We start from the raw sequence: 25044 nt of genomic DNA, 5'->3' as shown, positions 1-25044 counted from the left end.
ATGGGTAGGGTGCGCATTTACTGCGCACCGATACTGCGCACCGGTACGTTGATTTGGCGGGAGCGGTGCGCATGAATGCGCACCCTACGGCTTGCTAGGGGAGAGTAAGGAAATTTCTGCCGTGTTCCCCACCCCTTGACCCCACCCCCATTCCCCCCTAAACGCACGCACAGACACAGCCCCGGATCTGTCCGGGGCTCTGTCTTTGTTCGTCCCAGCCCCACACGGGCCACGACGCACACACCAAACTGGGGACCTTCGGGGCCCTTCATACCATAGGCGGGGGCACACCTCCGCCCGTAAGCAAAACGGAAGACAGACAACATGGCACTCAAGTCGTACAAACCGACGACGCCGGGCCAGCGTGGGCTGGTACTGATCGACCGTTCGGAGCTTTGGAAAGGCCGCCCGGTCAAAGCCCTCACAGAGGGTCTGACCAAGAATGGCGGACGGAACAACACCGGACGGATCACAATGCGTCGCAAAGGTGGTGGTGCAAAGCGCCTCTACCGTATCGTTGATTTCAAGCGCAACAAAATGGACGTCGAAGCCGTCGTCGTGCGCATTGAATATGACCCGAACCGGACCGCGTTTATCGCGCTCGTTCAATACACCGATGGTGAGCAAGCCTACATCCTGGCCCCACAGCGTTTGGCTGTTGGTGACAAGGTTGTGGCCGCGGCCAAGGCTGACATCAAGCCTGGCAACGCGATGCCCTTCTCTGGCATGCCCATCGGTACAATCGTCCACAACATCGAGATGAAGCCTGGTAAAGGCGGTCAGATCGCGCGTGCGGCGGGCACCTACGCTCAGTTCGTGGGCCGGGACGGGGGCTATGCCCAGATCCGTCTCAGCTCAGGCGAGCTGCGTCTGGTGCGTCAGGAATGCATGGCCACCGTTGGTGCGGTTTCCAACCCTGACAACTCCAACCAGAACATGGGTAAAGCGGGTCGTATGCGCCACAAGGGCGTGCGTCCAAGCGTCCGTGGTGTTGTGATGAACCCGATTGACCACCCACACGGTGGTGGTGAAGGCCGGACCTCAGGTGGTCGCCATCCGGTGACGCCATGGGGCAAGCCAACCAAGGGTGCCAAAACCCGCAACAAGAACAAAGCGTCCAGCCGTCTGATTGTACGGTCACGGCACGCCAAGAAGAAGGGGCGGTAATATGGCTCGTTCAGTATGGAAAGGTCCTTTTGTTGACTCTTATGTCCTCAAAAAGGCCGAAGCCGCCCGGGAAAGTGGCCGCAACGAAGTGATCAAGATCTGGTCCCGTCGCTCCACCATCCTGCCGCAGTTTGTGGGTCTGACATTCGGTGTCTACAACGGCCACAAGCATATCCCAGTAAACGTTAGCGAAGAGATGATTGGCCAGAAGTTTGGTGAATATTCTCCGACCCGTACCTATTACGGTCACGCCGCTGACAAAAAAGCGAAGCGGAAATAAGCCATGAGTAAGGATAAAAATCCCCGCCGCGTGGCCGACAACGAAGCACGTGCAAAGCTGCGCATGCTCAAGACGTCACCGCAGAAACTGAACCTCGTTGCTGGCCTGATCCGTGGCAAGAAAGTGGAGCGGGCGCTGACCGATCTGACTTTCTCCAAGAAGCGGATCGCGCAGGATGTGAAGAAGTGCCTTCAGTCCGCAATCGCCAACGCTGAGAACAACCACAACCTGGACGTAGACGAGCTGATCGTGGCCGAAGCCTATGTGGGCAAGAACCTCACGATGAAGCGCGGTCGCCCTCGGGCCCGTGGCCGGTTTGGCAAGATCATGAAGCCATTTGCCGAAGTCACCATCGTCGTGCGTCAAGTTGAGGAGCAAGCATAATGGGTAACAAAGTAAACCCGATCGGCATGCGCCTGCAGGTCAACCGCACCTGGGACAGCCGCTGGTACGCCGACACCAAAGACTATGGTGATCTTCTGCTCGAAGACCTCGCGATCCGTGAGTTCATCAAGAAAGAGTGTCATCAGGCCGGTGTGGCCCGTGTGATCATCGAACGTCCGCACAAGAAGTGCCGTGTGACCATTCACACCGCGCGTCCTGGCGTGATCATCGGCAAGAAAGGGGCAGACATCGAAGGTCTGCGTCAGAAGATTGCCAAGATGACCTCCTCCGAGCTGCACCTCAACATCGTTGAAGTGCGCAAGCCAGAGCTGGATGCAGCCCTGGTCGGTGAGAGCATCGCACAGCAGCTGGAGCGCCGGGTGTCCTTCCGCCGCGCCATGAAGCGTGCGGTACAGAACGCCATGCGTATGGGTGCCCTGGGCATCCGTGTGAACCTGGCCGGTCGCCTGGGTGGGGCAGAGATTGCCCGCACCGAGTGGTACCGCGAAGGTCGCGTGCCGTTGCACACGCTGCGTGCTGACATCGATTACGCGCATGTGGAAGCCTCCACCGCTTATGGGATCATCGGGATCAAGACCTGGATCTTCAAAGGCGAGATCATGGAGCACGATCCGCAGGCCCGTGACCGTAAGGCACAGGAACTTCAGGACGGCCCAGCACCACGCGGTGCAGGCGGTCGCCGGTAAGGAGTAGATAGATGCTACAGCCAAAACGGACGAAATTCCGCAAGCAGTTCAAAGGTTCCATCAAGGGCATGGCGAAGGGGGGCTCTGACCTCAACTTCGGCACCTACGGTCTGAAGGCGTTGCAGCCAGAGCGCGTCACCGCGCGCCAGATCGAAGCCGCCCGTCGTGCCATGACGCGTCATATGAAGCGTCAGGGCCGTGTTTGGATCCGCATCTTCCCAGATGTGCCTGTTACCTCCAAGCCTGTCGAAGTTCGGATGGGTAAAGGTAAAGGTTCCGTTGATTTCTGGGCGGCCAAGGTTAAGCCGGGCCGTGTGATGTTTGAAATTGACGGTGTGAACGAAGAAATCGCGCGCGAAGCGCTGCGTCTGGCGGCGATGAAGCTGCCGATCAAGACGCGCGTGATTGTACGCGAAGATTGGTAAGACCGGTTTTGGTGCGCTGAGAAGCGCACCCTACGGTTCGAGATTGGCCCCCGGCGCGCAAGCGGCGGGGGTTCTTCATTTTAGCGAAGTGATTGTCACATCGTCAAACAGGGCTGCCGAGGTCTCGGACCCTTTGCCACCAGGTCTGTAGATGCCAAGCTTTAGGTAGGGCACTGCGCATCGGGCATAATCGACAGGGGCACCCGAAACGATCTGCTGCTCATTGAGCGAGACGCTCAAGCGGCCTGGCTTGGTGCTCATGTCCAGGTCCAATGCGAACCGTACCGGTTTGCCATAGAGCCCCTTCACCGCAATTGTGTGTCCAAGCGCATTGCGATGTCTGCCAGATGACAGGGCTGACACGCCGCGTAAGGTTTCAATCCGCAACTGGCCTTCGTCAAACTTCAACATTGCAGGCGGATAGGCTTTCTTGCAGCGCGTGTTCCAGCCATGGATTTGCAGGAACGCCTCTCTTTCGCCGGTAAAGCCTTGCAGCAGGGTCACTTCTGCCGTGATGCGGTAGCGTGCACCCAGTTCCAGGCGCGTTGCCTGCGCCACCTCTGCCCGCTCCCAATAGGGGGCGCTGTGGCGGGCTTGCGCGTCGGTGCTGCATTTGCCCTTGTCTCCGGGCTTTAGCGTGACCCGCAGCTTCCGGTCGCCATCCTGGGAGACCTGTGAGATGGAGCTTGCCTGAGGCAGCCCGCATGTGTCGCGCAAAACCACGGACCAGTCTTTATCGCGGAAACTGCCTGCAAAGGCTGCCCCCGCGCAAAGCTGTGCCACCAAAAGTGCGCTGCACAGTAATGCCGATCTCATCACGCCCCTGTCTGTTGTCATAGCATGACGACAGTGTAGCACAGCATTCATGGTGCCGTTTGCAGAACATCCGGACTTACCGGAGCGCAGCCCACCTCACCCCCACGCATAATTGAAGCTGACCGATATGCGGTCTTCCTCGCTCATGTTCATGGGCACCTCATGGCGCAGCCAGCTTTCCCACAGCAGCACATCGCCCACCTTGGGAGAGACATAGGCGAAGGGGCGTAGGGCCTCGGGCGCGTCTTTGGTGCGGCCTGGGGCGGCCATCATCATGGGCAGGCGGGGGTCTTCGTATTTGATGGAAGCAGAGCCGTCCGGCAGGGCCACGTAGGTGGTGCCTGAGATCACTGAATGGGGGTGGATGTGGCCGGTGTGGATGCCGCCTTCGGGCAGGATGTTGATCCAGATGTCTTCAAGCTTGAGCGCTTTGCCATCCAGATCGAAATGCAGATCGCGGGCGAATTGGGCCACATGGGCATCCAGCGCCTTGATCACATCCGCAAAGATCGGGAACCGCCAGCCCAGGTCAGTCAGCGAGGCATAGGAGGTATAGCCGGGATAGCCGTTTTCCTCTGACCAGCGCTGCCCGGCCTCATCGTCTTCGGCGATGGCATAGCAGGAGGCCTCAAGCTCATCGGGGTCCACTTGGCCGTGGTCATTGAGCTGCGCATGATAAAGCGGGGTGACGAACAGGGTTTTGGTCTGGGCCATGGGCGTGCCTTTGGGTGGTTCAGAACGCCGTTTGTACGGCGCGGGACAGAAAGAAGCCATGGCCATCTTGGTTGCGGCACTCAAGCCCCTTGCGGCTGGAATGGCACGAAAAGCCGCCGAATTGCCCGGTGACGCCATAGTCGGCCACATGTTGCCCGCCCACGGGGCGTTCGCCTTGGGGTGTGCAGGTGACATCCACGCCGCCGCGGTTGCCCATGAAGGCGGTGATGCCACGGTGCACCGGGCAGGCGGTGAACTGCGCCATGGGGGCTTTGCGTTGAAAGATGGTGCAGGTCAGATCCGAGCTGCTGACCTCTTCGCCCACCCAGCATTCGATATTGCCTGAGGGGGTGTTGAAGGACCAGACATCAGCCCGGCCGGGCCTGCAAAACAAAGGGCAAGGAGCATCAGTGCGCGTAAGATCATCAGCCGGGCTTTCTTGGGGTTTCGGGATCAGGATAAGGCGGTTGCGACGCCTGGGCCAAGCGGTTTTCGCGCATGTGCGCGCGGGTCTTGGCTGGTAGGCTGTGCCTGTTGGGTGGCAGAGGTGTGCGGGCAGGGGCGAAAACCGGCAAAACCCCCTTGCCAAGTCGCGGGCACCGCCATATACGGCGCACTTCTAGTGACCTCCACCAGAATCAGGGTAACGCAAAAGCGGCCTGCTGGTGATGTTGAAAAGGAAATATGCGTGATGAACGCCCAAGACCTTCGGGATAAAACCCCCGATCAGCTTCGTGATGAGCTGGTCACCCTCAAGAAAGAAGCCTTTAACCTGCGTTTTCAGCAGGCCACCGGTCAACTTGAGAACCCTGCGCGGCTGCGCAGCGTGAAGCGTGATGTGGCGCGTGTCCACACCATTCTGAACGAAAAAGCCCAAGCGGCTGCGGAATAAGGAGAGCACCCATGCCAAAGCGTATCTTGCAAGGCGTCGTGACCTCCGACGCAAACGCCCAGACAGTCACCGTAAACGTAGAGCGTCGCTTTACGCATCCGGTTCTGAAAAAGACCATTCGTAAGTCCAAGAAATACCGGGCGCACGATGAGAACAACACATTCAAAGTGGGCGACACCGTGCGCATCATTGAATGTGCACCAAAGTCCAAGACAAAGCGTTGGGAAGTGCTGACGGCGGAAGCCTGATCCACAAGCCGCGTCCGCCGCAAGGCAGGCGCGGTTTCTGACGTTAAGATTTAGCGAAACCCTGGGGAAACGGCTAAGGCATCAGCCCCCCAAAGGTCGGGAGAAACCAAATGATCCAGATGCAGACCAACCTGGATGTTGCTGACAACAGCGGCGCTCGCCGTGTTCAGTGCATCAAGGTACTGGGTGGTTCCAAGCGTAAATACGCATCCGTAGGCGACATCATCGTCGTTTCGGTTAAGGAAGCCATCCCACGCGGTCGTGTGAAAAAAGGCGACGTCCGTAAGGCCGTTGTCGTTCGCACGGCAAAAGAAGTGCGTCGCGAAGATGGCACCGCCATCCGCTTTGACCGCAACGCAGCCGTCATCCTCAACAACAACAATGAGCCTGTAGGTACACGTATCTTTGGCCCAGTTGTTCGCGAGCTGCGCGGCAAGAACTTCATGAAGATTATCTCGCTGGCTCCGGAGGTGCTCTGATGGCTGCCAAACTGAAAAAAGGTGACAAGGTCATCGTGCTTGCTGGCAAAGACAAGGGCAAGACCGGGACCATTTCCTTGGTTGATCCAAAGGCAGGCAAGGCCGTTGTGGATGGCATCAACATCGCCATCCGCGCCACGCGTCAGAGCCAGGAAAGCCAGGGCGGCCGTCTGCCCAAGGCGATGCCGATTGATCTGAGCAACCTTGCGTATGTGGATGCCAACGGCAAAGCCACACGGGTTGGTTTCAAAATGGAAGGCGACAAGAAAGTGCGCTTTGCCAAGACCACGGGAGACGTGATTGATGCTTGATTCCGCTGATTACACACCCCGCCTTCTGAGCGTCTACCGCGACGAGATCCGCGCGAAGATGAAAGAAGAGTTCGGCTATAAGAATGACATGATGATCCCACGTCTGGACAAGGTCGTGCTGAACATTGGTTGTGGTGCTGAAGCCGTGCGCGACAGCAAGAAAGCCAAATCCGCTCAGGAAGATCTGACCGCGATTGCGGGCCAGAAAGCCATGACCACCACCGCCAAGAAATCTATCGCGGGTTTCCGGGTGCGTGAGGACATGCCCCTGGGTGCCAAGGTCACGCTGCGCGGTGAGCGTATGTATGAATTCCTTGACCGTCTGATCACGATCGCTCTGCCACGGGTCCGCGACTTCCGCGGCGTGAAGGGCTCCTCTTTTGATGGCCGCGGCAACTATGCCATGGGCCTGAAAGAGCACATCGTGTTCCCAGAGATTGATTTCGACAAAGTCGATGAGACCTGGGGGATGGACATCATCATCGCCACCACGGCGAAAACCGACGCTGAAGCGAAGGCACTGTTGACGGCGTTCAACATGCCCTTCAACAGCTGATCGGGAGGATTTGAGATATGGCTAAGAAATCCATGATCGCACGCGAAAAGAAGCGTGAAAAGTTGGTCGCGAAGTACGCCGAAAAGCGTGCGGCTCTGAAAGAGATCGTGAACGACGAAAGCAAGCCAATGGAAGAGCGTTTCCGCGCCTCCCTGAAGCTGGCGAAACTGCCCCGCAACTCAAGCGCTGTGCGTCTGCACAACCGCTGCCAGCTGACGGGCCGTCCACACGCGTATTATCGCAAACTGAAAATCTCGCGTATCGCGCTGCGGGACCTTGGCTCAGCGGGCCAAATCCCCGGCATGGTCAAATCCAGCTGGTAAGGAGGGTACATAGATGAACGATCCTATCGCAGATATGCTGACCCGCATCCGCAACAGCCAGATGCGCGGCAAGTCTACCGTCATGACACCTGCCTCCAAACTGCGTGAGCGTGTGTTGGAAGTGATGGCAGACGAGGGCTATATCCGGGGTTTTGAAAAGACCACCGGCATCGACGGCCACCCGGCCATCGAGATCAGCCTGAAGTACTACGAGGGCGAACCTGTTATTCGTGAGCTGAAGCGGGTGTCTAAGCCCGGTCGTCGCGTATACATGGGCGCACAGGACATCCCACAGGTGCGTCAGGGCCTGGGTGTGTCGATTGTCTCCACCCCCAAGGGTGTGATGTCGGATGCAAATGCACGTAGCGCCAATGTTGGCGGCGAAGTGCTCTGCACCGTATTCTAAGGAGGTTGCAATGTCTCGTATTGGTAAAAAACCAGTAGACCTGCCCAGCGGTGTGACCGCGACAGTCTCTGGCCAGTCTATCGAAGTGAAGGGCCCCAAGGGCACCCGCAGCTTCCACGCCACAGACGATGTTGACATCAAAGTGGAAGACAACGCTGTTTCCGTGATGCCACGTGGCAAATCCAAGCGCGCGCGCCAGCAGTGGGGCATGTCCCGCACCATGGTCGCCAACTTGGTGACCGGTGTGACCGAAGGCTTCAAAAAAGAGCTGGAGATCCAGGGTGTTGGTTACCGTGCACAGGTGCAGGGTAACGTATTGAAACTGAACCTGGGCCTGTCCCATGACGTGGACTTTGTCGCCCCTGAGGGTGTGACAGTGACCGCGCCAAAGCAAACCGAAGTTGTGGTCGAAGGTATCGACGAGCAACTGGTGGGTCAGGTTGCGGCGAACATTCGCGCGTGGCGTAAGCCAGAGCCCTACAAGGGCAAAGGCATCCGCTACAAGGACGAGTATGTCTTCCGCAAAGAAGGCAAGAAGAAGTAAGGACGCAAGGACATGGCAAACAGCAAAAGACAACTGTTCATCAAACGCCGCCTGCGCGTTCGGAACAAACTTCGCCGCACAAATGCGGGCCGTATGCGCCTGTCTGTGCACCGTTCCAACAAGAACATCAGCGTTCAGCTGATCGACGATGTGAACGGCAAAACAGTCGCCGCAGCTTCATCTTTGGAGAAGGATCTGGGCGTGGTTGGCAAAAACAACATCGACGCGGCCACCAAGGTGGGTGCAGCGATTGCCGAACGCGCAAAGAAAGCCGGTGTCGCAGAAGCGTATTTCGACCGTGGCGGTTTCCTGTTCCACGGCAAAGTGAAAGCGCTGGCGGATGCTGCCCGTGAGGGTGGTCTGAAGATCTGATGTGGTCGGTGCGCAGTGAATGCGCACCCTACATCGAACACAACCTGTAGGGTGCGCATTCACTGCGCACCTTCGATGATCGGGGAGCCGCTTGGGCTCACTGCGATCGAACAAACCGGGCGCAGGCCCACCAGATAAAGGATGTTCTCATGGCAGAACGTGAAAACCGTCGCGGCCCCCGCCGGGACAGAGACGAAGCACCGGAATTTGCCGACCGCCTGGTCGCCATCAACCGCGTGTCCAAGACCGTTAAAGGTGGTAAGCGCTTTGGGTTTGCCGCACTCGTCGTTGTCGGCGATCAGAAGGGCCGCGTAGGCTTTGGCAAAGGTAAAGCGAAAGAAGTACCTGAGGCCATCCGCAAAGCCACTGAGCAGGCCAAGCGCCAGATGATCCGCGTGCAGCTGCGCGAAGGTCGGACGCTGCACCACGACATGGAAGGCCGCCACGGTGCGGGCCGCGTTGTGATGCGTACCGCGCCAGAAGGTACTGGGATCATCGCAGGTGGTCCGATGCGTGCGGTATTTGAGATGCTGGGCATCAAGGACGTTGTGTCCAAGTCCATCGGCTCTCAGAACCCATACAACATGATCCGTGCAACCATGGACGGTCTCCGCAAAGAGTCCTCTCCACGGTCCGTCGCACAGCGTCGTGGCAAGAAGGTCGCTGACATTCTGCCCAAGAACGATGCGCCTGCGGCCGCACCAGCAGCTGAGGAGGCCTAATCCATGGCTAAGACTATCGTTGTAAAGCAGATCGGTTCCCCGATCCGCCGCCCCGCCATCCAGCGTCAGACGCTGATCGGCCTGGGCCTGAACAAGATGAACCGCACCCGTGAGCTGGAAGATACCCCAGCTGTGCGTGGGATGATCAACAAGATCTCTCACATGGTTGAGATCATCGAAGAAAAAGGCTGAGTTTACAAAAAACTCAACGTCTTAAGGAACGCCCTGCTGGAAACAGCGGGGCGTCTTTTGTTAAGGGTGATCGTGCCAAAGGGTCAGCCATTGGTGTGTTTGTTGAATGAGTAAAGGTGCCAAATGCACCCTCGGACGTGCGACGCCCGCAGTTGAGATCAGGGATTTCAGCGGGTTTCTGGGACGCCTGTCGCCGAGGTGAGATGCATTTCGTGCAAGCGGAGCGTAAACAGTTGGCTGTGTTCAGGATCAGTGGTTCCCCAAGGGTGGGAATGAACCCGGAGAGGGCACGAACCTGCCCCATTTTTGCCCCACTTCTTAAGCTATTCAGGTCCGAATGATGACGTCTGAGCCTCATCAGGAACAGCGGATTAAGGACAGTTCTTTGGTATCGGTTGGTATGAACATGCCCGTGACTGGCACGGCCCCGCAGGGGACGGCGCATGCGGGCCGGCTGCATTCCATTGATACGGCCAAGGGCATTGGCATTTTGCTGGTGGTCTTTGGCCATGCCTGGCACGGTGCCTTTGCTGCAGGTTTGCTGGGCGATGCGGCCGTGTTTCGGGCGGTCGATAACATGATCTATTCCTGGCACATGCCGCTGTTCTTCTTTTTGGCGGGTCTGGTTTTTCTGGATGCGATCACCCGTGTGACGCCGCAGGACTTTGTCCTGAGCCGGATGTGGCGGTTGCTTTGGCCGATGGTGCTGTGGACCTGGATTTTCTTTGGGGTCCGGCTGATGGCGGGGCAATCTGCGAATTTTCCGGTGGAGATATCGGATTTCCCGCTGATCCCGCTGCCGCCCTATGAGCATCTGTGGTTTCTGTGGGCCTTGTTGTTGGTGCAGCTGGCGTCGTTGGCGCTGTGCCGCGCTTTGCTGCCCCTGATATCGGTGCCTACGTTGCATTTCGCGCTGGGGGCCATCGCGTTTGTCTACGCTTTGTGTTTGCCCATCATATCGGTCACATCGCTTTATACAGGGCCTGCGGTTGAGAATGCGCCTTACTTCATTGCGGGCGTCGCCGCCGGTGGCTTGGCAGCACTGCGCCCGGCCCGTTGGATGGCCGTAGCGGCGGCGGTGATCTTTGCCGTTCTGTTGATCCAGGCGATTGAAATTTGGGGGCCGGGCCTGCATTCGCTGGCCTTGGTTGTGTTCTTTTGGGTGATGATTGCCCATCTTGATACCAACGCCGATGAGCCAGGTGTGATCCTGAAGGTCCTGCGGTATCTGGGCGTGATGTCACTGATCATTTTCCTGGCGCATACGATCTTTACCGCCGCGTTTCGAATTGGCTTTGTCAGCGTCGGTGTGACCGATCTGTGGGTGCATCTGTCCATTGGCACGCTTGTGGGTGTCGTGGGGCCGATAGTGCTTTATCACGGCTTGCGCAGGCTGGGTGTGACCAAATGGTTCGGTGTCTGACCAACGCCCTTGATCCACCCCAAGACTTCTCCTATACGCCCCCGGTGGCCACTGCGTGGCCTAGAATCAAGTGAAACGCCGTGTTTGCCCGCTCCCGTCGCTGGGGGGTATTTCCGGCAAGAGGAGAAGCGACATGAAATTGAATGAACTCTCTGACAATCCAGGGGCCACCAAAAAGCGCAAGCGCGTTGGCCGTGGTCCTGGTTCTGGCACCGGTAAAATGGGTGGCCGGGGTATCAAAGGTCAGAAATCCCGCTCAGGTGTAGCGATCAATGGCTACGAGGGTGGCCAGATGCCGCTCTATCAGCGTCTGCCAAAGCGTGGCTTTAACAAGCCGAACCGCAAATCCTTTGCTGTTGTGAACCTGGGCCTGATCCAGAAGTTCATCGACGCCAAGAAACTGGACGCGAAAAAGCCAATTGACGGCGCGGCACTGGTGGCTTCTGGCCTGGTGCGTCGTGAGCTGGACGGCATCCGGGTTCTGGCCAAGGGCGAGATCACAAGCAAAGTTGATCTGACCGTTGCTGGCGCATCAAAGTCCGCGATTGACGCGGTTGAGAAGGCCGGTGGCAGCGTCACTGTGGCTGCCAAGGCGGCCGCTGCGGCGGAGTAACCCTGCCTTTGGGCTTGTGAGCGGGCGCGCGCCCGCTTACATAGACTTTCGAGTTTTCAGGGACGCCGCCGGCTGGAGACAGTAGGGCGGCGTTTTCACACCAACGAAAAGAGACCGCATAATGGTATCAGCCGTCGAAAACATGGCCGCCAACACAAGTTGGTCCGCTTTGGGTAAGGCCACCGACCTGCGCAACCGGATCTTTTTCACGCTGGCGTTGCTGATTGTCTATCGTCTGGGCACGTTTATCCCGGTGCCGGGCATTGATGGCGCGGCTCTGCGGGAATTCATGGACAGCGCGGGCCAAGGCATCGGCGGCATGGTGTCGATGTTCACAGGCGGCGCATTGGGCCGGATGGGGATCTTTGCCCTTGGCATCATGCCCTATATCTCAGCCTCGATCATCGTGCAGCTTTTGGGGGCGATGTATCCGCCCTGGGAGCAGCTGAAGAAAGAAGGCGAACAGGGCCGCAAGAAGCTGAACCAATATACGCGCTATGGCACCGTGGCTTTGGCGACGTTGCAATCCTATGGCCTCGCGGTTTCGCTGGAAGCGGGTGATATCGCGGCGGATCCGGGTTGGTATTTCCGCATTTCCTGCATGATCACGCTGGTGGGCGGGACGATGTTCCTGATGTGGCTGGGTGAGCAGATCACCGCGCGCGGCATCGGCAACGGTATTTCCCTGATCATCTTCGTTGGCATCATCGCCGAAGTGCCTGCGGCACTGGCGCAGTTCTTTGCCTCTGGCCGGTCAGGTGCGATCAGCCCTGCGTTGATTGTCGGGGTGCTGGTCATGGTCGTGGTGACGATCATGTTTGTGGTCTTTATGGAAAGGGCCTTGCGAAAAATTCACATCCAATATCCGCGCCGTCAGGTGGGGATGAAGATGTATGACGGTGGCTCAAGCCATTTGCCGGTCAAGGTCAATCCATCGGGTGTGATCCCGGCGATCTTTGCGTCATCACTGTTGCTGCTGCCTGTCACGATCAGCACGTTTTCCGGCAATTCAACAGGCCCGGTGATGTCCGTGCTTTTGGCGAACTTTGGTCCGGGGCAGCCGCTTTATCTGCTGTTCTTTGTCGCGATGATCGTTTTCTTTGCGTATTTCTATACGTTCAACGTCAGCTTTAAGCCCGACGATGTGGCCGATAACCTCAAAAACCAGAACGGTTTTGTGCCGGGCATCCGTCCGGGTAAGAAAACGGCTGAGTATCTGGAATATGTGGTGAACCGCGTGTTGGTGCTGGGCTCTGGCTATTTGGCGCTGGTCTGTGTGTTCCCCGAAATTCTGCGCGGCCAGTTTGCGATCCCATTTTATTTTGGCGGGACTTCGGTGTTGATTGTGGTATCGGTGACGATGGACACAATCCAGCAGGTTCAAAGCCATCTGCTGGCACATCAATACGAAGGTTTGCTTGAAGAGTCGCAGCTGCGCGGCAAAGGCAAAGGGACGAAGAAGAAACGGAGCCCGGTACGTCGATGAACATTATTCTACTTGGACCGCCGGGCGCGGGCAAAGGCACACAAGCACAGGTTTTGGTTGATGCGCGCGATATGGTGCAGCTGTCGACCGGTGACATGCTGCGCGAGGCGCGCACATCCGGCACGGAGATGGGCAAGCGCGTCGCTGAGGTGATGGACCGCGGTGATCTGGTGACAGATGAGATCGTGATCGGCCTGATCCGCGAAAAGCTGGAAGGCGATAACAAGGGTGGGTTCATCTTTGACGGCTTCCCGCGGACCTTGGCCCAGGCGGATGCCTTGGGTGAGCTGTTGGCCGAAATGGGTCAGAGCCTGGATCATGTGATCGAGATGGAAGTGAATGATGAGGTTCTGGTGGGCCGCATCCTAAAACGCGCAGAAGAGGCGGCGGCCGCAGGGCAGCCCGTGCGCGCGGACGATAATGAGGAAAGCCTCAAGGTGCGTCTGATGGCCTATTACAAGCAGACCTCACCGCTGATCGGGTATTATCATGCCAAAGGTCAGCTGCAGGGTGTTGATGGGCTGGCGTCTATTGACAGTGTCAGCGCGGCGATTGCCGGTTTGCTTGACGCCTGATTTTGGGGCCTGTCTTTTGCAAAAGACAGGCGCGATCTGTTGAAACAGATCGGTCTGAATTCTTTCAAGAATTCAGCTGCCCTGCGCAAAGGTCCTCCATGGGTTGACGCTTTGTTGAAAACGCCATAGTGAGCGCTATCTCGAATGAGAATCAATTCGCAATGCAGGTCGCCCCTGCGGCGCGAGATCACCTGATCAGCCTTAGCCCGACGGCAATACGCCTCGGGCTTATGTTGTGAAAAAAGGGTCTGGGATTACGGACCCGCAACGAAAGGAAATGCACACGTGGCACGTATTGCCGGCGTAAATATCCCGACTGCAAAGCGGGTTCCAATCGCCCTCACATATATCACCGGTATCGGCAACTCCTCCGCCGCAAAGATTTGCGAAGCGGTAGGCATCGACATGACCCGCCGGGTCAACGAATTGTCCGACGCCGAAGTTCTGAAAATTCGCGAACACATCGACGAAAACTATACCGTCGAAGGTGACCTGCGTCGTGACACGCAGATGAACATCAAACGTCTGATGGACCTGGGCTGCTACCGTGGCCTGCGCCACCGTCGTAACCTGCCCGTTCGTGGTCAGCGCACACACACCAACGCACGCACCCGCAAAGGCCCCGCAAAGGCCATTGCTGGTAAGAAGAAATAAGGGGGCTGACAGATGGCACGCGATACACGTCGGACCAAGCGTAAGGTCTCCAAGAACATCGCCGCAGGTGTGGCGCATGTGAACTCTTCTTTCAACAACACCAAGATCCTGATCTCTGACGTTCAGGGCAATGCGATCTCTTGGTCTTCTGCGGGCACGATGGGCTTTAAAGGTTCACGTAAGTCCACGCCTTATGCGGCACAGATGGCTGCCGAAGATGCGGGCCGCAAGGCGCAGGAGCACGGTGTAAAGACGCTGGAAGTTGAAGTGCAGGGCCCAGGCTCTGGCCGGGAAAGCGCGCTGCGCGCGCTGGCGGCTGCGGGCTTTAACATCACGTCCATTCGTGACGTGACGCCCATGGCACACAACGGCTGCCGCCCCCCAAAGCGCCGCCGCGTTTAACAGACATTTTTTAGACTGGGGCCCTGCGGTTTGCTGCGGCCCCAGACCGCATTTTGAAACCTCGGGAGCCTGCGCTGTTTGGACATGCAGTGCAAGGCAGGAATGGAGGGATACATGATCCACAAAAATTGGGCGGAACTGATCAAACCACAGCAGCTTGACGTAAAGCCAGGCAACGATCCTGCGCGCCAGGCCACTGTGATTGCAGAACCACTGGAGCGTGGTTTCGGCCTGACCATGGGCAACGCGCTGCGCCGCGTGCTGATGTCATCTTTGCAGGGTGCCGCGATCACCTCTGTGCAGATCGACAACGTGCTGCATGAGTTTTCCTCTGTCGCCGGTGTGCGCGAAGACGTCACCGACATCATCCTGAACCTCAAAGGTGTGTCGATCCGTATGGAAGTGGAAGGGCCTAAGCGTCTGTCCATCTCTGCGAAGGGTCCGGGTGTTGTGACGGCGGGCGATATCTCCGAATCTGCGGGCATTGAGATCCTGAACCGTGACCATGTGATCTGTCACTTGGATGACGGCGCGGACGTCTACATGGAGCTGACCGTTAACACCGGTAAGGGCTATGTGTCTGCTGACAAGAACAAGCCTGAGGATGCGCCGATTGGGTTGATCCCGATTGATGCGATCTATTCCCCGGTCAAGAAAGTGTCTTATGACGTGCAGCCGACCCGTGAGGGCCAGGTGCTGGATTATGACAAGCTGACCATGAAGGTGGAAACAGACGGCTCCATCACGCCGGATGACGCGGTCGCTTTTGCGGCGCGCATTCTGCAGGACCAGCTGGGTATCTTTGTGAACTTTGATGAGCCTGAATCAGCGTCCCGCGCGGATGAGGATGACGGTCTGGAGTTCAACCCGCTGCTGCTGAAGAAAGTGGACGAGCTGGAACTGTCCGTGCGTTCCGCGAACTGCCTCAAGAACGACAACATCGTCTACATCGGTGATCTTATCCAAAAGACCGAAGCAGAGATGCTGCGCACGCCAAACTTTGGCCGGAAGTCTTTGAACGAGATCAAAGAGGTGCTGTCCGGCATGGGCTTGCATCTGGGCATGGACGTTGAGGACTGGCCACCAGACAACATCGAAGATCTGGCGAAAAAGTTCGAAGACAACTTTTGATTGTATGGCGGGGGCAACCCCGCTTTACAACACTACTGGGTAGCGCGTGAAACGCACACCCCAAGGAGAGCCGGTGACACGCATCGCTGGCCAGACAAAGCAAAATCGCCCGTAGAGGGCATCGAAATGGAGAACTAAAATGCGTCACGCACGTGGATACCGCCGCCTGAACCGCACACATGAGCACCGCAAGGCGCTCTGGGCAAACATGGCAGGCTCGCTCATTGAGCATGAACAGATCAAGACAACATTGCCGAAAGCCAAAGAGCTGAAGCCGATCATCGAAAAGATGATCACACTGGCCAAGCGCGGCGATTTGCATGCGCGCCGTCAGGCGGCCTCAAAGCTGAAGCAGGACGCCTATGTGGCCAAGCTATTTGACGTGCTGGGCCCCCGCTATGCCGACCGTCAGGGTGGCTATGTGCGCGTGCTGAAAGCGGGTTTCCGCTATGGCGATATGGCACCGATGGCGATCATCGAGTTTGTCGACCGGGATCGTGACGCGAAAGGTGCGGCTGACAAGGCGCGTCTGGAAGCGGAAGACGCCGCGGAATAAGACTTTTGCAAAAGTCTGGGGCGCGTGAGGCGTCTGAAAGAGCCCTGCCTTTGGTGGGGCTTTTTGTTGTTCTGAGGTGCATGAGTTGTAGGGTCAGGACCCACTCATTTCGCACCACTGGTTTGACAGATTTTTCTCGTGACAAGGTACATCTGCGCAGGAACTCTTGTTGAATTTCAAGCAGATGTAACGCCCCCTCTCGCGACATTGCTTTGCAATGCGCTGCCGGGCAGTGGCTCACGAGGAAAATCCGTCAAATCTGAAGGACGACAAAACCGCTTCTTTTCAGAGGCATGAGCCATTTGCAATGAACCCGTTCGTTGCAGCATGCCTCAAACCGCTGAAACTTCGCGGTTTTGACGCCAGTGGCGCGAAATTAATGGGCCCTGACCCTAGAGGAAAGATGAAGCTGGGGTGTTGCGTGCCCTGGGGTGGCGCGCATATGGTGGGGCATGCGGATATTTGTTTTGATATGGGCGCTGATGGCGACCCCTGTGATGGCCCAGCAGGTGCCAAGTTCGGCCCTGCAGATGCAGTTGAGCTTTGTGCCTTTGGTGAAAGAGGCAACGCCAGCGGTGGTGAACATCTACGCCAAGATCATGGCCGAGCCGCGGCGAACGCCTTTGCAGAGTGATCCATTCTTTGAGCGGTTTTTTCGCGATCCTTTTGCGGAAAAGCCGCGCGTGCAGAATTCCTTGGGCTCTGGCGTGATCCTGTCCGAGGACGGGATTGTCGTGTCGAACTATCATGTGGTGGGCATGGCCACGGAGATCACTGTGGTGCTGTCAGACCGGCGCGAATATGCCGCGCGCGTGCTGCTGGGGGACCGGGAGGCGGATCTGGCGATCTTGCAGATCGAGGCGGAGGGGCCGTTGCCCTATTTGGCGCTGAGGGACAGTGAGACGGTTGAGGTGGGCGAGCTGGCCTTGGCCATTGGCAATCCTTTTGGGGTGGGGCAGACGGTGTCGAGTGGCATTGTGTCCGGCCTCGCGCGCAGCCGCGTGGGCGGGGGCAATTCGGGCCTGGGCTATTTCATTCAGACCGATGCGCCGATTAATCCGGGCAACTCAGGTGGGGCGTTGATTGACATGGGGGGGCGGTTGATTGGGATCAATACCTCCATTCTGACGCGCTCTGGTGGGTCCAATGGCATTGGTTTCGCCATTCCGGCGGATTTGGTTGCGGCCTTTGTGGACCAAGCGCGGGCGGGGCGGACGGCCTTTTCCAAGCCCTGGGCCGGGATCAGTGGGCAGCCTGTGGATGCCGATATGGCGGGGCCTTTGGGGCTGGATCGCCCTGGTGGCATCATCGTGTCGGGGGTGCATGCGGCCAGCCCCTTTGCCGCTGCTGGTTTGCAGGTTGGTGATGTGATCACCCATGTGGGCGGGGCGGAGGTGAACACGCCGGCTGAGATGGTCTACCGGATGAGTGTGGAGGGCATGGGCCAGGCAGCACCTGTCAGTTTGCTGCGCGCGGGGGAGAAGATGGCCCTTGAGGTGGCGCTGGTGGCGGCACCGGATGTGCCTGCGCGGGATGAGACAGTGTTGTCTGAGCGCAGCCTGTTGCCGGGGTTGCGCATGGTGCGGATCAATCCGGCGGTTTTGGCTGAGATGAACCTGCCGTTGGAGAGCGAAGGGGTTGTGGTGCTGGAGGCGGGCCGGTTTGGCCAGCGGGTTGGGCTGCGCAGTGGCGATGTGATTGTGGGCATCAACGGGGTTGAGACGGTCCATCCCGAGGAGGTCTCCACCCTGTTGGGCGGGCAAGTGCGGCGCATTGAGATGGTGGTGCAACGGGGGGACCGGCGCAGTGTGCTGCGGTTCCGGGTCTGATGGCGGATTTGTTTGACAGCGGTGCGTTTGAGGGGGCGGCACCAACGGGGCACCGGCCTTTGGCAGACCGGTTGCGGCCGCGTTCCTTGTCTGAGGTTATTGGGCAGCAAAAGGTGCTTGGGCCTGAGGGGCCGCTGACGGTGATGTTGGGGGCGGGGGCGCTGACCTCGCTCATCTTTTGGGGGCCGCCTGGGGTGGGCAAGACCACGATTGCCCGGTTGCTGGCTGATGAAACGGATCTGCATTTTGTGCAGATCAGTGCGATTTTTTCAGGCGTGCCAGAGCTGCGCAAGGTGTTTGAGGCGGCCAAGATCCGGCGGCAGAACGGGCAGGGGACGCTGCTGTTTGTGGATGAGATCCACCGGTTTAACAAAGCGCAGCAGGATGGGTTTTTGCCCCATATGGAGGACGGCACGATCCTGCTGGTGGGGGCCACAACGGAGAACCCCAGTTTTGAGTTGAACGCAGCTGTGATGAGCCGCGCGCAGGTGATGGTGCTGGAGCGGCTGAGCCTGGCGGAGTTGGAGCTGTTGGCCCAGCGGGCGGAGAAGGAGTTGGACCGCGCGCTGCCGCTGAGCGGGGCGGCGCGGGAGGCGTTGTTGGAAATGGCCGATGGCGATGGGCGTGCGCTGTTGAACCTGGTGGAGCAGGTGGCGGCCTGGGACGTGGCAGACAAGCTTGACCCCGCAGCCCTGGGCGCGCGGTTGATGCGGCGGGCGGCGAATTATGACAAATCGGGGGATGCGCATTACAATCTGATCTCTGCTTTGCATAAATCGGTGCGCGGATCAGACCCTGATGCGGCGCTTTATTGGTTTGCCCGGATGCTGGAGGGGGGCGAGGACCCGCGGTTTTTGGCCCGACGGCTGACGCGGATGGCGGTGGAGGACATTGGGCTGGCCGATCCGCAGGCGCAGGCGGTTTGTTTGCAATCGTGGGAAACCTATGAGCGGTTGGGATCGCCCGAAGGGGAATTGGCGCTGGCCCAAGCGGTGGCCTATCTGGCCTTGGCGCCTAAGTCGAATGCGGCCTATGTGGCCTACAAGGGGGCGCGGCGCGCGGCCAAAGAGACCGGATCGGCCCCGCCGCCCAAGCATATCCTGAACGCTGCAACCTCCATGATGAAAGATCAGGGGTATGGGGCGGGCTATGCCTATGACCATGATGCTGAGGAAGGGTTTTCGGGGCAGAACTATTTCCCGGACGGGATGGAGCGGCTGGCGCTTTATACGCCGGTAGAGCGTGGGTTTGAGCGTGAGTTGGCCAAGCGGGTTGCCTATTTCACCAAGTTGCGCGCGCAGCGCGGCGGGTAGGCGGCTTGTTCAATGCGTGGTGCGCGCTGAGAACGGGCTTTTGAGTTATAGTGGAAAGATGAAGCCCGGGGCGCGGCTTTGCGGCCAGCTTGACAATTTGGATGCAAAGGAAGACAGACGCGCCATGCTTTCGACACTTTCTCTTGTCGCTTTGGGCGGTGCCATTGGCGCGGCGCTTCGGTTTTTGGCCGGGGTGGCGATGTTGCGTTTGACGGGGCCGCAGGAGTTCCCCGTAGCGATCTTGTCGGTGAATGTGCTGGGGTCGTTTCTGATGGGAGTGTTTGTGGTTATGGCCGCGCATAAAGGTCTGACCGGATACAGCCCCTTTGTTATGACGGGGCTTTTGGGTGGGTTCACGACGTTTTCCGCGTTTTCTCTTGAAACGGTGACGTTGATTGAGAGAGGCGAGGCGGGGGCAGCTGCGCTTTATGTGGGGCTTTCTGTGGTGCTGTCTGTGGGCGGCTTGATGCTGGGCTTGATCCTGGCGCGGGGGATGGTGGCATGAGCCGGGTACAGACTGTTACGGTAGGGCCGGGGGATGGCGATCAGCGGTTGGACCGGTGGTTTCGGTCCAAGTTTCCGCATGTGCCGCAGGGGCGCATCGAAAAGATGTGCCGCAAGGGTGAGATCCGGGTGGATGGTGGCCGGGTGAAAGGATCATCGCGGGTGGAGGTGGGCCAACAGGTGCGCATCCCGCCGCTGCCGTCTAGCCCTGCCCCGGCCCCCACGCAGGTCAAGATCAGCGATGCGGACGCCAAGTTCATCCGCGCTTGTGTGATCTATAAAGATGATCACGTGATAGCCCTGAACAAGCCTGCGGGCCTGCCTGTGCAGGGCGGATCCGGGCAGGGCACGCGCCATGTGGACGGGTTGGGCGAGGCGTTGATGTTTGACGCAGAAGAGCGGCCCCGCTTGGTGCACCGTTTGGACAAGGACACCTCGGGTGTGTTGTTGCTGGCGCGCACGCGTGCCGCGGCGCAGGCCTTGACCAAGGCGATGCGGCACCGCGAGACCCGCAAGATTTACTGGGCTGTCGTGGCGGGGGTGCCAACGCCCTATCTGGGTGAGATCCGGTATGGCTTGGTCAAGGCGGGCGGCCATGGACGGTCGGGGGAGGGCGAAAAGATGGTTGCCGTGCATCCGCGCGATATGGATGACACGCCGGGTGCAAAACGGGCGCATACGCTTTATGCGACGCTGTTTCGGGTCGCCTCTCGGGCGTCCTGGGTGGCGCTGGAGCCGGTGACGGGCCGGACGCACCAATTGCGCGCGCATATGGCTGAGATTGGGCATCCGATTGCTGGTGACGGCAAATATGGCGGGTCTGGGCAAGAGAACCTTGGCGATGGCTGGGGCGCGCAAATTGGTGGGATCATTTCCAAGAAACTGCATTTGCATGCGCGTATGATGCGGTTTGAGCATCCTGAGACGCGCAAGATTATCACCGTGATAGCAGATTTGCCGCCGCATATGGCAGAGACCTGGGACACCTTTGGCTGGACGGAGGATTTGGCCGAAGACGACCCGTTTGAGGCGCTCTGATGGGGGCTGATCTGCGGCTGGTGATCTTTGATGTCGATGGCACCCTGGTCGACAGCCAGGCGGATATTCTGTCCGCGATGGCAGTGGCCTTTGCCGCTGTGGACCAGCCCTTGCCCGCACGGGATACTTTACTGAGCATTGTGGGGCTGTCGTTGAATGTGGCCTTTCCCCGGCTGGCCCCTGATCTGGCACCGTCGGCACATGCGCAGATGGAGGTGGCCTATAAGGCGGCCTATATGGATTTGCGGGCCAAGGCAGGGGTGGCGCAGTCCTCACCGCTTTATCCCGGCGCCCTGGCGGCGATGCAGGCGCTGAATGCGATCCCTGAGGTGTTGTTGGGGGTGGCCACGGGCAAATCGAAGCGGGGGTTGGACAAGTTGATTGAGGGGCATGGTTTGCAAGGGATGTTCGTGACCCAGCAGGTGGCGGATTTCCATCCGTCAAAACCGCATCCGTCCATGATTGAGGCGGCGATGGCGGAAACGGGTGTGTCCGCCGCGGCGACGGTAATGATTGGCGACACCAGCTTTGACATGGAGATGGCAACGCGCGCAGGCGTGCGGGGCCTTGGGGTATCTTGGGGGTATCACCCTGTTGCTGCTCTGACAGAGGCTGCCGCCGTGGTGGACAGCTTTGAGCAGGTGATGCCGACCCTGAAGCGGCTGTGGGGGGCGTCTGCATGAGCGCATGGAAGATGAAACGCTTTTGGAAAGAGGCGCAGGTTTCTCAAGAAGACGCGGGCTTTGCCGTGCTGTTGGATGGGCGTCCGGTCAAGACACCGGCGAAGCGGTCTTTGATCACGCCGACCCGCGCGATGGCAGAGGCTGTTGCGGCGGAATGGGATGCGCAAGAAGATGAGATCAATCCACATGTGATGCCCGCGACCAAGACGGTGAATGCCGCGATTGATAAGGTGGCGGTGCAGCATGCGGAGGTGGCCGACATGATCGCGGCTTACGGTGACAGCGATTTGCTGTGCTACCGCGCGGATCATCCCCAGGGTCTGGTCGCGCGGCAGACCGAAGCGTGGGATCCGATGTTGCATTGGGCAGAGCAGGCGCTGGAGGTGCGGCTGCACCCCGGACCGGGATCATGCACCAGCCGCAAGATCCTGCCGCTTTGGCAGCCCTTGCCCAGCGGACCCATGCGTTGAGTGCTTTTGAACTGGCGGCCTTTCATGATTTGGTCAGCCTGTCGGGATCATTGATCCTGGGCTTTGCCACCGCGCTTGGGGCGCGGCCCGCTGAGGAGGTCTGGACCTTGTCGCGGCTGGATGAGCTTTGGCAGATTGAGCAGTGGGGAAAAGACGACGAGGCCGAAGAACTTGCCGCGATCAAACGCGCAAGTTTTCTGCACGCCAGCCGCATGTTCACGCTTTGCTCTGCTGACAGTTAAGGCCAATGCGCGTTGGCTAGGCATTCGCCTTTGCTGCGTGGGCTTTTTGCATGGATTTTGAGCAGGCTGCCCTTGACGTTCAGCGGGGAATCCGAGCACACTAGCTGCCACTGATCGGAAAATCCGTGATGTATCACCTACTGGCTGCACAATGCGGTTGGTATTACCGCCCTAACACGTGGCGGACTATCAGGAAGAGGTAAAAATGACTAAATCTGTATTCTTTGGCGCGCTAACCGTCGCCGGCCTTGCGGCTGGTGCAGCGGCAGCGGGCACGCTGGATGACGTTAAGGCGCGCGGCACGCTGAACTGTGGTGTGACCACAGGTCTGGTGGGCTTTGCGGCACCTGACGCCAACGGCGAATGGAAAGGCTTCGACGTTGCAGTATGCCGCGCGGTTGCTGCTGCTGTTCTGGGCGATGCAAACGCTGTGGAATTCGTTCCAACAACCGGTAAGACACGCTTTACGGCGCTCGCTTCTGGTGAGATCGACATGCTGGCACGTAACACCACATGGACGTTCTCTCGGGACGTTGACCTGAAGTTTGAATTTGTCGGCGTGAACTACTACGACGGTCAGGGCTTCATGGTTCCAAAAGACCTGGGCGTATCTTCTGCCAAGGAACTGGACGGTGCGACAGTCTGCATTCAGACCGGTACAACAACAGAGCTGAACCTGGCGGACTTCTTCCGCTCCAACAACATCAGCTATGAGCCTGTGCCAATCGAAACAAACGCCGAAGCACAGCAGCAGTACCTGGCTGGCGCATGCGACGTTTACACAACTGACGCATCCGGCCTGGCCGCGACACGTGCGACATTTGAAGATCCAACAGCGCACACGCTGCTGCCAGAGATCGTATCCAAAGAGCCACTGGGCCCACTTGTTCGCCACGGCGACAACGACTGGGGTGACGTGGTCCGCTGGACGCTGAACGCTCTGATCACAGCAGAAGAGCTGGGCGTGTCCTCCACAAACGTGGGCGAAATGTCCTCCAGCACGAACAACCCAGAAGTTGCACGTCTGCTGGGCTCCGAAGGCACATTGGGCGAAATGCTCGGCCTGGACGCAGAATGGGCCAAGCGCGCCATCGAGACGCAGGGCAACTATGGTGAGATCTTTGCCAAGAACATCGGTGAAGAAACACCCATCGGTCTGGCCCGTGGCCTGAACGCACAGTGGACAGATGGCGGCCTGCTCTACAGCCCACCATTCCGCTAAGAACGACGATTGGGGGCGCGGCACAGACCGCGCCCCCAACGCTTTAAGGGACTAAACAATTTACCTGATACGGGCCTTCTTAAGGGCTGATAAAAATCAACGATCAGGCACACGGGGAACAATCTGATGTCGACAACCACCGACCCTCAAGGGGGCTCGTTCCGGCTATCCATGCTGTTGAACGATACGCGATACCGATCCGCGACATTGCAAGCAATTGCGGCGATCGTGCTGGCGCTGGCGATCTGGTATCTGGGCCGCAACCTGATGCTGAACCTGCGCGCTGCAGGTCTCAACATCTCTTACGAATTTCTGGGATCGCCGTCCGGCTATGACATCAACCAGACGCTGGTTGATTACACCAGCCAGTCGACGCACCTGCGGGCGGCCGTTGTTGGCATCCTAAACACGCTTTTGGTGGCGTTCCTTGCCTGTGTCACAGCCACGGTGCTGGGCGTTCTGGCCGGGGTGCTGCGCCTGTCCAACAACTGGTTGGTCAGCAAGCTGATGGCGTTCTATGTGGAAATCTTCCGCAACATCCCCGTTCTGATTTGGATCGTGATCATCTTTACGATCATGATTGCGGTGCTCCCTGGACCGAGGGCGTTCAGGGGCGATGATCCGGCCTCAACCATGTTGCTGGACATGTTCGCCTTTACCAACCGGGGCGTTTATGTGCCCGGTCCCTATTTCACCCGTGGCATCGGCGGAGCAGAGGGCAGCATCGTCAACTGGCTGCTGGTGATCGGTACGCTGATTGGCTCACTGATCGTCACGCGCATGGTGACGGCGCGGGCCAATGCCACGCAGGCCGCGACCGGGATCCGGCCCAACACGCTTTGGGTCAACCTGGCTATTTGGTTTGTTCCTTTGATTGCGCTGCTGGCCATTCTGGGGCTGGCCTGGGACATTCCTGAGCTCAAGGGCTTTAACTTTGCAGGCGGCATCAAAATCGGTGGCCCGCTGATTGCACTGTGGTTCGCCCTGTCGATCTACACCGGTGCCTTCATCGCGGAAAACGTCCGTGCGGGCATTCAGGCGGTCAGCAAAGGCCAGACCGAAGCGGCTGGCGCGCTGGGCCTGCGGCCCAACCGGATCATGAGCCTGGTGGTTCTGCCGCAAGCGCTGCGGGTGATCATCCCGCCGCTGATTTCACAGTACCTCAACATCACCAAGAACTCATCCCTGGCGATTGCCGTGGGCTATGCCGATGTGACGGCGACGCTGGGCGGCATCACGCTGAACCAGACGGGCCGTGCGATTGAATGCGTGTTGTTGTTGATGCTGTTCTATCTGACGATCAGCCTGCTGATTTCGGCATTCATGAACGTCTACAACAATGCCATGAAACTGAAGGAGCGCTAA

General features: G+C 58.7%; 34 protein-coding genes and 1 pseudogene. 32 read left to right on the top strand and 3 right to left on the bottom strand.

Annotated features, from left to right (window positions below):
* Window positions 1-324: 324 nt before the first annotated feature.
* The 5 genes from rplB to rplP are packed head-to-tail and all read left to right on the top strand — an operon-like array spanning window position 325 to window position 2963.
* The gene (rplB, locus tag ACZ1HM_RS18635) at window positions 325-1167 is read left to right on the top strand and encodes a 50S ribosomal protein L2 (protein WP_472744110.1); all 843 of its coding nucleotides are present in this window, start codon (window positions 325-327) and stop codon (window positions 1165-1167) included.
* 1 nt (window position 1168) lies between these two features.
* Complete coding sequence (gene rpsS / locus ACZ1HM_RS18630) at window positions 1169-1447, top strand: 30S ribosomal protein S19 (RefSeq protein WP_472744109.1); 279 nt, start codon at window positions 1169-1171, stop codon at window positions 1445-1447.
* 3 nt (window positions 1448-1450) lie between these two features.
* Complete coding sequence (gene rplV / locus ACZ1HM_RS18625) at window positions 1451-1831, top strand: 50S ribosomal protein L22 (RefSeq protein ID WP_025054725.1); 381 nt, start codon at window positions 1451-1453, stop codon at window positions 1829-1831.
* A complete protein-coding gene (gene rpsC / locus ACZ1HM_RS18620; RefSeq protein WP_472744108.1) occupies window positions 1831-2538 on the top strand; it encodes a 30S ribosomal protein S3 in 708 nt (235 codons plus the stop codon). Before rplV ends, rpsC begins: the two co-directional genes overlap by 1 nt.
* Window positions 2539-2549: 11 nt before the next feature.
* Entirely contained in the window at window positions 2550-2963 is a 414-nt protein-coding gene (rplP, locus tag ACZ1HM_RS18615) for a 50S ribosomal protein L16 (protein WP_472744107.1), read from the top strand.
* 75 nt (window positions 2964-3038) lie between these two features.
* On the opposite strand, the gene ACZ1HM_RS18610 is transcribed toward rplP, so the two are convergent.
* The 3 genes from ACZ1HM_RS18610 to ACZ1HM_RS18600 form a co-directional block, all read right to left on the bottom strand.
* A complete protein-coding gene (locus ACZ1HM_RS18610; protein ID WP_472744106.1) occupies window positions 3039-3779 on the bottom strand; it encodes a heparin lyase I family protein in 741 nt (246 codons plus the stop codon).
* Between the two features lie 96 nt (window positions 3780-3875).
* Window positions 3876-4493, bottom strand: coding sequence for a TIGR02466 family protein (locus ACZ1HM_RS18605; RefSeq protein ID WP_472744105.1), 618 nt, complete (start codon window positions 4491-4493; stop codon window positions 3876-3878).
* Window positions 4494-4512: 19 nt separating this feature from the next.
* Window positions 4513-4887, bottom strand: a complete 375-nt coding sequence (locus ACZ1HM_RS18600) for a DUF6636 domain-containing protein (RefSeq protein WP_472744104.1) — start codon at window positions 4885-4887, stop codon at window positions 4513-4515.
* Between the two features lie 297 nt (window positions 4888-5184).
* Here ACZ1HM_RS18600 and rpmC point away from each other — a divergent pair, with 297 nt between their 5' ends.
* The 27 genes and pseudogenes from rpmC (at window position 5185) to ACZ1HM_RS18465 (ending at window position 25044) form a co-directional block, all read left to right on the top strand.
* A complete protein-coding gene (gene rpmC / locus ACZ1HM_RS18595; RefSeq protein WP_472744103.1) occupies window positions 5185-5385 on the top strand; it encodes a 50S ribosomal protein L29 in 201 nt (66 codons plus the stop codon).
* An 11-nt stretch (window positions 5386-5396) separates the two neighbouring features.
* The gene (gene rpsQ / locus ACZ1HM_RS18590; RefSeq protein ID WP_472744102.1) at window positions 5397-5633 is read left to right on the top strand and encodes a 30S ribosomal protein S17; all 237 of its coding nucleotides are present in this window, start codon (window positions 5397-5399) and stop codon (window positions 5631-5633) included.
* A 110-nt stretch (window positions 5634-5743) separates the two neighbouring features.
* Window positions 5744-6112, top strand: coding sequence for a 50S ribosomal protein L14 (rplN, locus tag ACZ1HM_RS18585; protein ID WP_008757934.1), 369 nt, complete (start codon window positions 5744-5746; stop codon window positions 6110-6112).
* Window positions 6112-6423: a 50S ribosomal protein L24 gene (gene rplX / locus ACZ1HM_RS18580; RefSeq protein WP_472744101.1), complete on the top strand. Its 312-nt coding sequence runs from the start codon at window positions 6112-6114 to the stop codon at window positions 6421-6423. The genes rplN and rplX overlap by 1 nt, the downstream gene beginning before the upstream one ends.
* Window positions 6416-6979: a 50S ribosomal protein L5 gene (rplE, locus tag ACZ1HM_RS18575; protein ID WP_472744100.1), complete on the top strand. Its 564-nt coding sequence runs from the start codon at window positions 6416-6418 to the stop codon at window positions 6977-6979. Before rplX ends, rplE begins: the two co-directional genes overlap by 8 nt.
* A 17-nt stretch (window positions 6980-6996) precedes the next feature.
* The gene (gene rpsN, locus ACZ1HM_RS18570) at window positions 6997-7302 is read left to right on the top strand and encodes a 30S ribosomal protein S14 (protein WP_472744099.1); all 306 of its coding nucleotides are present in this window, start codon (window positions 6997-6999) and stop codon (window positions 7300-7302) included.
* A gap of 13 nt (window positions 7303-7315) precedes the next feature.
* Window positions 7316-7708, top strand: a complete 393-nt coding sequence (rpsH, locus tag ACZ1HM_RS18565; protein WP_472744098.1) for a 30S ribosomal protein S8 — start codon at window positions 7316-7318, stop codon at window positions 7706-7708.
* Between the two features lie 10 nt (window positions 7709-7718).
* On the top strand, window positions 7719-8252 hold the full coding sequence (gene rplF, locus ACZ1HM_RS18560) for a 50S ribosomal protein L6 (protein ID WP_472744097.1): 534 nt from the start codon (window positions 7719-7721) through the stop codon (window positions 8250-8252).
* A gap of 12 nt (window positions 8253-8264) precedes the next feature.
* Window positions 8265-8624: a 50S ribosomal protein L18 gene (rplR, locus tag ACZ1HM_RS18555; RefSeq protein WP_472744096.1), complete on the top strand. Its 360-nt coding sequence runs from the start codon at window positions 8265-8267 to the stop codon at window positions 8622-8624.
* Window positions 8625-8773: 149 nt separating this feature from the next.
* Entirely contained in the window at window positions 8774-9346 is a 573-nt protein-coding gene (gene rpsE, locus ACZ1HM_RS18550) for a 30S ribosomal protein S5 (protein WP_472744095.1), read from the top strand.
* A 3-nt stretch (window positions 9347-9349) separates the two neighbouring features.
* Window positions 9350-9538, top strand: coding sequence for a 50S ribosomal protein L30 (rpmD, locus tag ACZ1HM_RS18545; protein ID WP_472744094.1), 189 nt, complete (start codon window positions 9350-9352; stop codon window positions 9536-9538).
* Window positions 9539-9878: 340 nt separating this feature from the next.
* Entirely contained in the window at window positions 9879-10961 is a 1083-nt protein-coding gene (locus ACZ1HM_RS18540) for an acyltransferase family protein (protein ID WP_472744093.1), read from the top strand.
* A gap of 133 nt (window positions 10962-11094) precedes the next feature.
* Window positions 11095-11574: a 50S ribosomal protein L15 gene (gene rplO / locus ACZ1HM_RS18535; RefSeq protein WP_472744092.1), complete on the top strand. Its 480-nt coding sequence runs from the start codon at window positions 11095-11097 to the stop codon at window positions 11572-11574.
* A 121-nt stretch (window positions 11575-11695) separates the two neighbouring features.
* On the top strand, window positions 11696-13060 hold the full coding sequence (secY, locus tag ACZ1HM_RS18530; protein ID WP_472744091.1) for a preprotein translocase subunit SecY: 1365 nt from the start codon (window positions 11696-11698) through the stop codon (window positions 13058-13060).
* A complete protein-coding gene (locus tag ACZ1HM_RS18525) occupies window positions 13057-13635 on the top strand; it encodes an adenylate kinase (RefSeq protein WP_472744090.1) in 579 nt (192 codons plus the stop codon). The genes secY and ACZ1HM_RS18525 overlap by 4 nt, the downstream gene beginning before the upstream one ends.
* 285 nt (window positions 13636-13920) lie before the next feature.
* Window positions 13921-14289, top strand: coding sequence for a 30S ribosomal protein S13 (gene rpsM / locus ACZ1HM_RS18520; RefSeq protein ID WP_472744089.1), 369 nt, complete (start codon window positions 13921-13923; stop codon window positions 14287-14289).
* A gap of 12 nt (window positions 14290-14301) precedes the next feature.
* Entirely contained in the window at window positions 14302-14691 is a 390-nt protein-coding gene (gene rpsK / locus ACZ1HM_RS18515) for a 30S ribosomal protein S11 (RefSeq protein WP_472744088.1), read from the top strand.
* A 114-nt stretch (window positions 14692-14805) separates the two neighbouring features.
* A complete protein-coding gene (locus ACZ1HM_RS18510) occupies window positions 14806-15822 on the top strand; it encodes a DNA-directed RNA polymerase subunit alpha (RefSeq protein ID WP_164353875.1) in 1017 nt (338 codons plus the stop codon).
* A gap of 139 nt (window positions 15823-15961) precedes the next feature.
* Entirely contained in the window at window positions 15962-16378 is a 417-nt protein-coding gene (gene rplQ / locus ACZ1HM_RS18505; RefSeq protein WP_472744087.1) for a 50S ribosomal protein L17, read from the top strand.
* A 452-nt stretch (window positions 16379-16830) separates the two neighbouring features.
* Window positions 16831-18207 carry a trypsin-like peptidase domain-containing protein gene (locus tag ACZ1HM_RS18500; RefSeq protein ID WP_472744086.1) on the top strand — a complete coding sequence of 459 codons (1377 nt, stop codon included), beginning with the start codon at window positions 16831-16833 and terminating at the stop codon, window positions 18205-18207.
* Window positions 18207-19520, top strand: coding sequence for a replication-associated recombination protein A (locus ACZ1HM_RS18495; RefSeq protein WP_472744085.1), 1314 nt, complete (start codon window positions 18207-18209; stop codon window positions 19518-19520). Before ACZ1HM_RS18500 ends, ACZ1HM_RS18495 begins: the two co-directional genes overlap by 1 nt.
* A gap of 124 nt (window positions 19521-19644) precedes the next feature.
* Entirely contained in the window at window positions 19645-20025 is a 381-nt protein-coding gene (gene crcB / locus ACZ1HM_RS18490; protein WP_472744084.1) for a fluoride efflux transporter CrcB, read from the top strand.
* Complete coding sequence (locus ACZ1HM_RS18485) at window positions 20022-21062, top strand: RluA family pseudouridine synthase (protein ID WP_472744083.1); 1041 nt, start codon at window positions 20022-20024, stop codon at window positions 21060-21062. Before crcB ends, ACZ1HM_RS18485 begins: the two co-directional genes overlap by 4 nt.
* Window positions 21062-21745 (top strand): HAD-IA family hydrolase, encoded by a 684-nt coding sequence (locus tag ACZ1HM_RS18480; RefSeq protein WP_472744082.1) that lies wholly within the window; start codon window positions 21062-21064, stop codon window positions 21743-21745. Before ACZ1HM_RS18485 ends, ACZ1HM_RS18480 begins: the two co-directional genes overlap by 1 nt.
* Window positions 21742-22457: pseudogene (locus ACZ1HM_RS18475) on the top strand (ATP12 family chaperone protein). Before ACZ1HM_RS18480 ends, ACZ1HM_RS18475 begins: the two are co-directional and overlap by 4 nt.
* Window positions 22458-22662: 205 nt before the next feature.
* Entirely contained in the window at window positions 22663-23679 is a 1017-nt protein-coding gene (locus ACZ1HM_RS18470) for an amino acid ABC transporter substrate-binding protein (protein WP_472744081.1), read from the top strand.
* Between the two features lie 126 nt (window positions 23680-23805).
* Window positions 23806-25044: an amino acid ABC transporter permease gene (locus ACZ1HM_RS18465; RefSeq protein WP_472744080.1), complete on the top strand. Its 1239-nt coding sequence runs from the start codon at window positions 23806-23808 to the stop codon at window positions 25042-25044.

This window comes from Sulfitobacter sp. GN1-4 (genome assembly GCF_055693825.1).
Note: the sequence above shows the minus strand (reverse complement) of the source record. Positions and strands in the feature narration are given on the sequence as shown.

Coding starts and splice junctions, on each gene's coding strand:
- rplB (WP_472744110.1), top strand. CDS start 325: ATGGCACTCAAGTCGTACAAACCGACGACGCCGGGCCAGCGTGGGCTG.
- rpsS (WP_472744109.1), top strand. CDS start 1,169: ATGGCTCGTTCAGTATGGAAAGGTCCTTTTGTTGACTCTTATGTCCTC.
- rplV (WP_025054725.1), top strand. CDS start 1,451: ATGAGTAAGGATAAAAATCCCCGCCGCGTGGCCGACAACGAAGCACGT.
- rpsC (WP_472744108.1), top strand. CDS start 1,831: ATGGGTAACAAAGTAAACCCGATCGGCATGCGCCTGCAGGTCAACCGC.
- rplP (WP_472744107.1), top strand. CDS start 2,550: ATGCTACAGCCAAAACGGACGAAATTCCGCAAGCAGTTCAAAGGTTCC.
- ACZ1HM_RS18610 (WP_472744106.1), bottom strand. CDS start 3,779: ATGAGATCGGCATTACTGTGCAGCGCACTTTTGGTGGCACAGCTTTGC.
- ACZ1HM_RS18605 (WP_472744105.1), bottom strand. CDS start 4,493: ATGGCCCAGACCAAAACCCTGTTCGTCACCCCGCTTTATCATGCGCAG.
- rpmC (WP_472744103.1), top strand. CDS start 5,185: ATGAACGCCCAAGACCTTCGGGATAAAACCCCCGATCAGCTTCGTGAT.
- rpsQ (WP_472744102.1), top strand. CDS start 5,397: ATGCCAAAGCGTATCTTGCAAGGCGTCGTGACCTCCGACGCAAACGCC.
- rplN (WP_008757934.1), top strand. CDS start 5,744: ATGATCCAGATGCAGACCAACCTGGATGTTGCTGACAACAGCGGCGCT.
- rplX (WP_472744101.1), top strand. CDS start 6,112: ATGGCTGCCAAACTGAAAAAAGGTGACAAGGTCATCGTGCTTGCTGGC.
- rplE (WP_472744100.1), top strand. CDS start 6,416: ATGCTTGATTCCGCTGATTACACACCCCGCCTTCTGAGCGTCTACCGC.
- rpsN (WP_472744099.1), top strand. CDS start 6,997: ATGGCTAAGAAATCCATGATCGCACGCGAAAAGAAGCGTGAAAAGTTG.
- rpsH (WP_472744098.1), top strand. CDS start 7,316: ATGAACGATCCTATCGCAGATATGCTGACCCGCATCCGCAACAGCCAG.
- rplF (WP_472744097.1), top strand. CDS start 7,719: ATGTCTCGTATTGGTAAAAAACCAGTAGACCTGCCCAGCGGTGTGACC.
- rplR (WP_472744096.1), top strand. CDS start 8,265: ATGGCAAACAGCAAAAGACAACTGTTCATCAAACGCCGCCTGCGCGTT.
- rpsE (WP_472744095.1), top strand. CDS start 8,774: ATGGCAGAACGTGAAAACCGTCGCGGCCCCCGCCGGGACAGAGACGAA.
- rpmD (WP_472744094.1), top strand. CDS start 9,350: ATGGCTAAGACTATCGTTGTAAAGCAGATCGGTTCCCCGATCCGCCGC.
- ACZ1HM_RS18540 (WP_472744093.1), top strand. CDS start 9,879: ATGACGTCTGAGCCTCATCAGGAACAGCGGATTAAGGACAGTTCTTTG.
- rplO (WP_472744092.1), top strand. CDS start 11,095: ATGAAATTGAATGAACTCTCTGACAATCCAGGGGCCACCAAAAAGCGC.
- secY (WP_472744091.1), top strand. CDS start 11,696: ATGGTATCAGCCGTCGAAAACATGGCCGCCAACACAAGTTGGTCCGCT.
- ACZ1HM_RS18525 (WP_472744090.1), top strand. CDS start 13,057: ATGAACATTATTCTACTTGGACCGCCGGGCGCGGGCAAAGGCACACAA.
- rpsK (WP_472744088.1), top strand. CDS start 14,302: ATGGCACGCGATACACGTCGGACCAAGCGTAAGGTCTCCAAGAACATC.
- ACZ1HM_RS18510 (WP_164353875.1), top strand. CDS start 14,806: ATGATCCACAAAAATTGGGCGGAACTGATCAAACCACAGCAGCTTGAC.
- rplQ (WP_472744087.1), top strand. CDS start 15,962: ATGCGTCACGCACGTGGATACCGCCGCCTGAACCGCACACATGAGCAC.
- ACZ1HM_RS18500 (WP_472744086.1), top strand. CDS start 16,831: ATGCGGATATTTGTTTTGATATGGGCGCTGATGGCGACCCCTGTGATG.
- ACZ1HM_RS18495 (WP_472744085.1), top strand. CDS start 18,207: ATGGCGGATTTGTTTGACAGCGGTGCGTTTGAGGGGGCGGCACCAACG.
- crcB (WP_472744084.1), top strand. CDS start 19,645: ATGCTTTCGACACTTTCTCTTGTCGCTTTGGGCGGTGCCATTGGCGCG.
- ACZ1HM_RS18485 (WP_472744083.1), top strand. CDS start 20,022: ATGAGCCGGGTACAGACTGTTACGGTAGGGCCGGGGGATGGCGATCAG.
- ACZ1HM_RS18480 (WP_472744082.1), top strand. CDS start 21,062: ATGGGGGCTGATCTGCGGCTGGTGATCTTTGATGTCGATGGCACCCTG.
- ACZ1HM_RS18470 (WP_472744081.1), top strand. CDS start 22,663: ATGACTAAATCTGTATTCTTTGGCGCGCTAACCGTCGCCGGCCTTGCG.
- ACZ1HM_RS18465 (WP_472744080.1), top strand. CDS start 23,806: ATGTCGACAACCACCGACCCTCAAGGGGGCTCGTTCCGGCTATCCATG.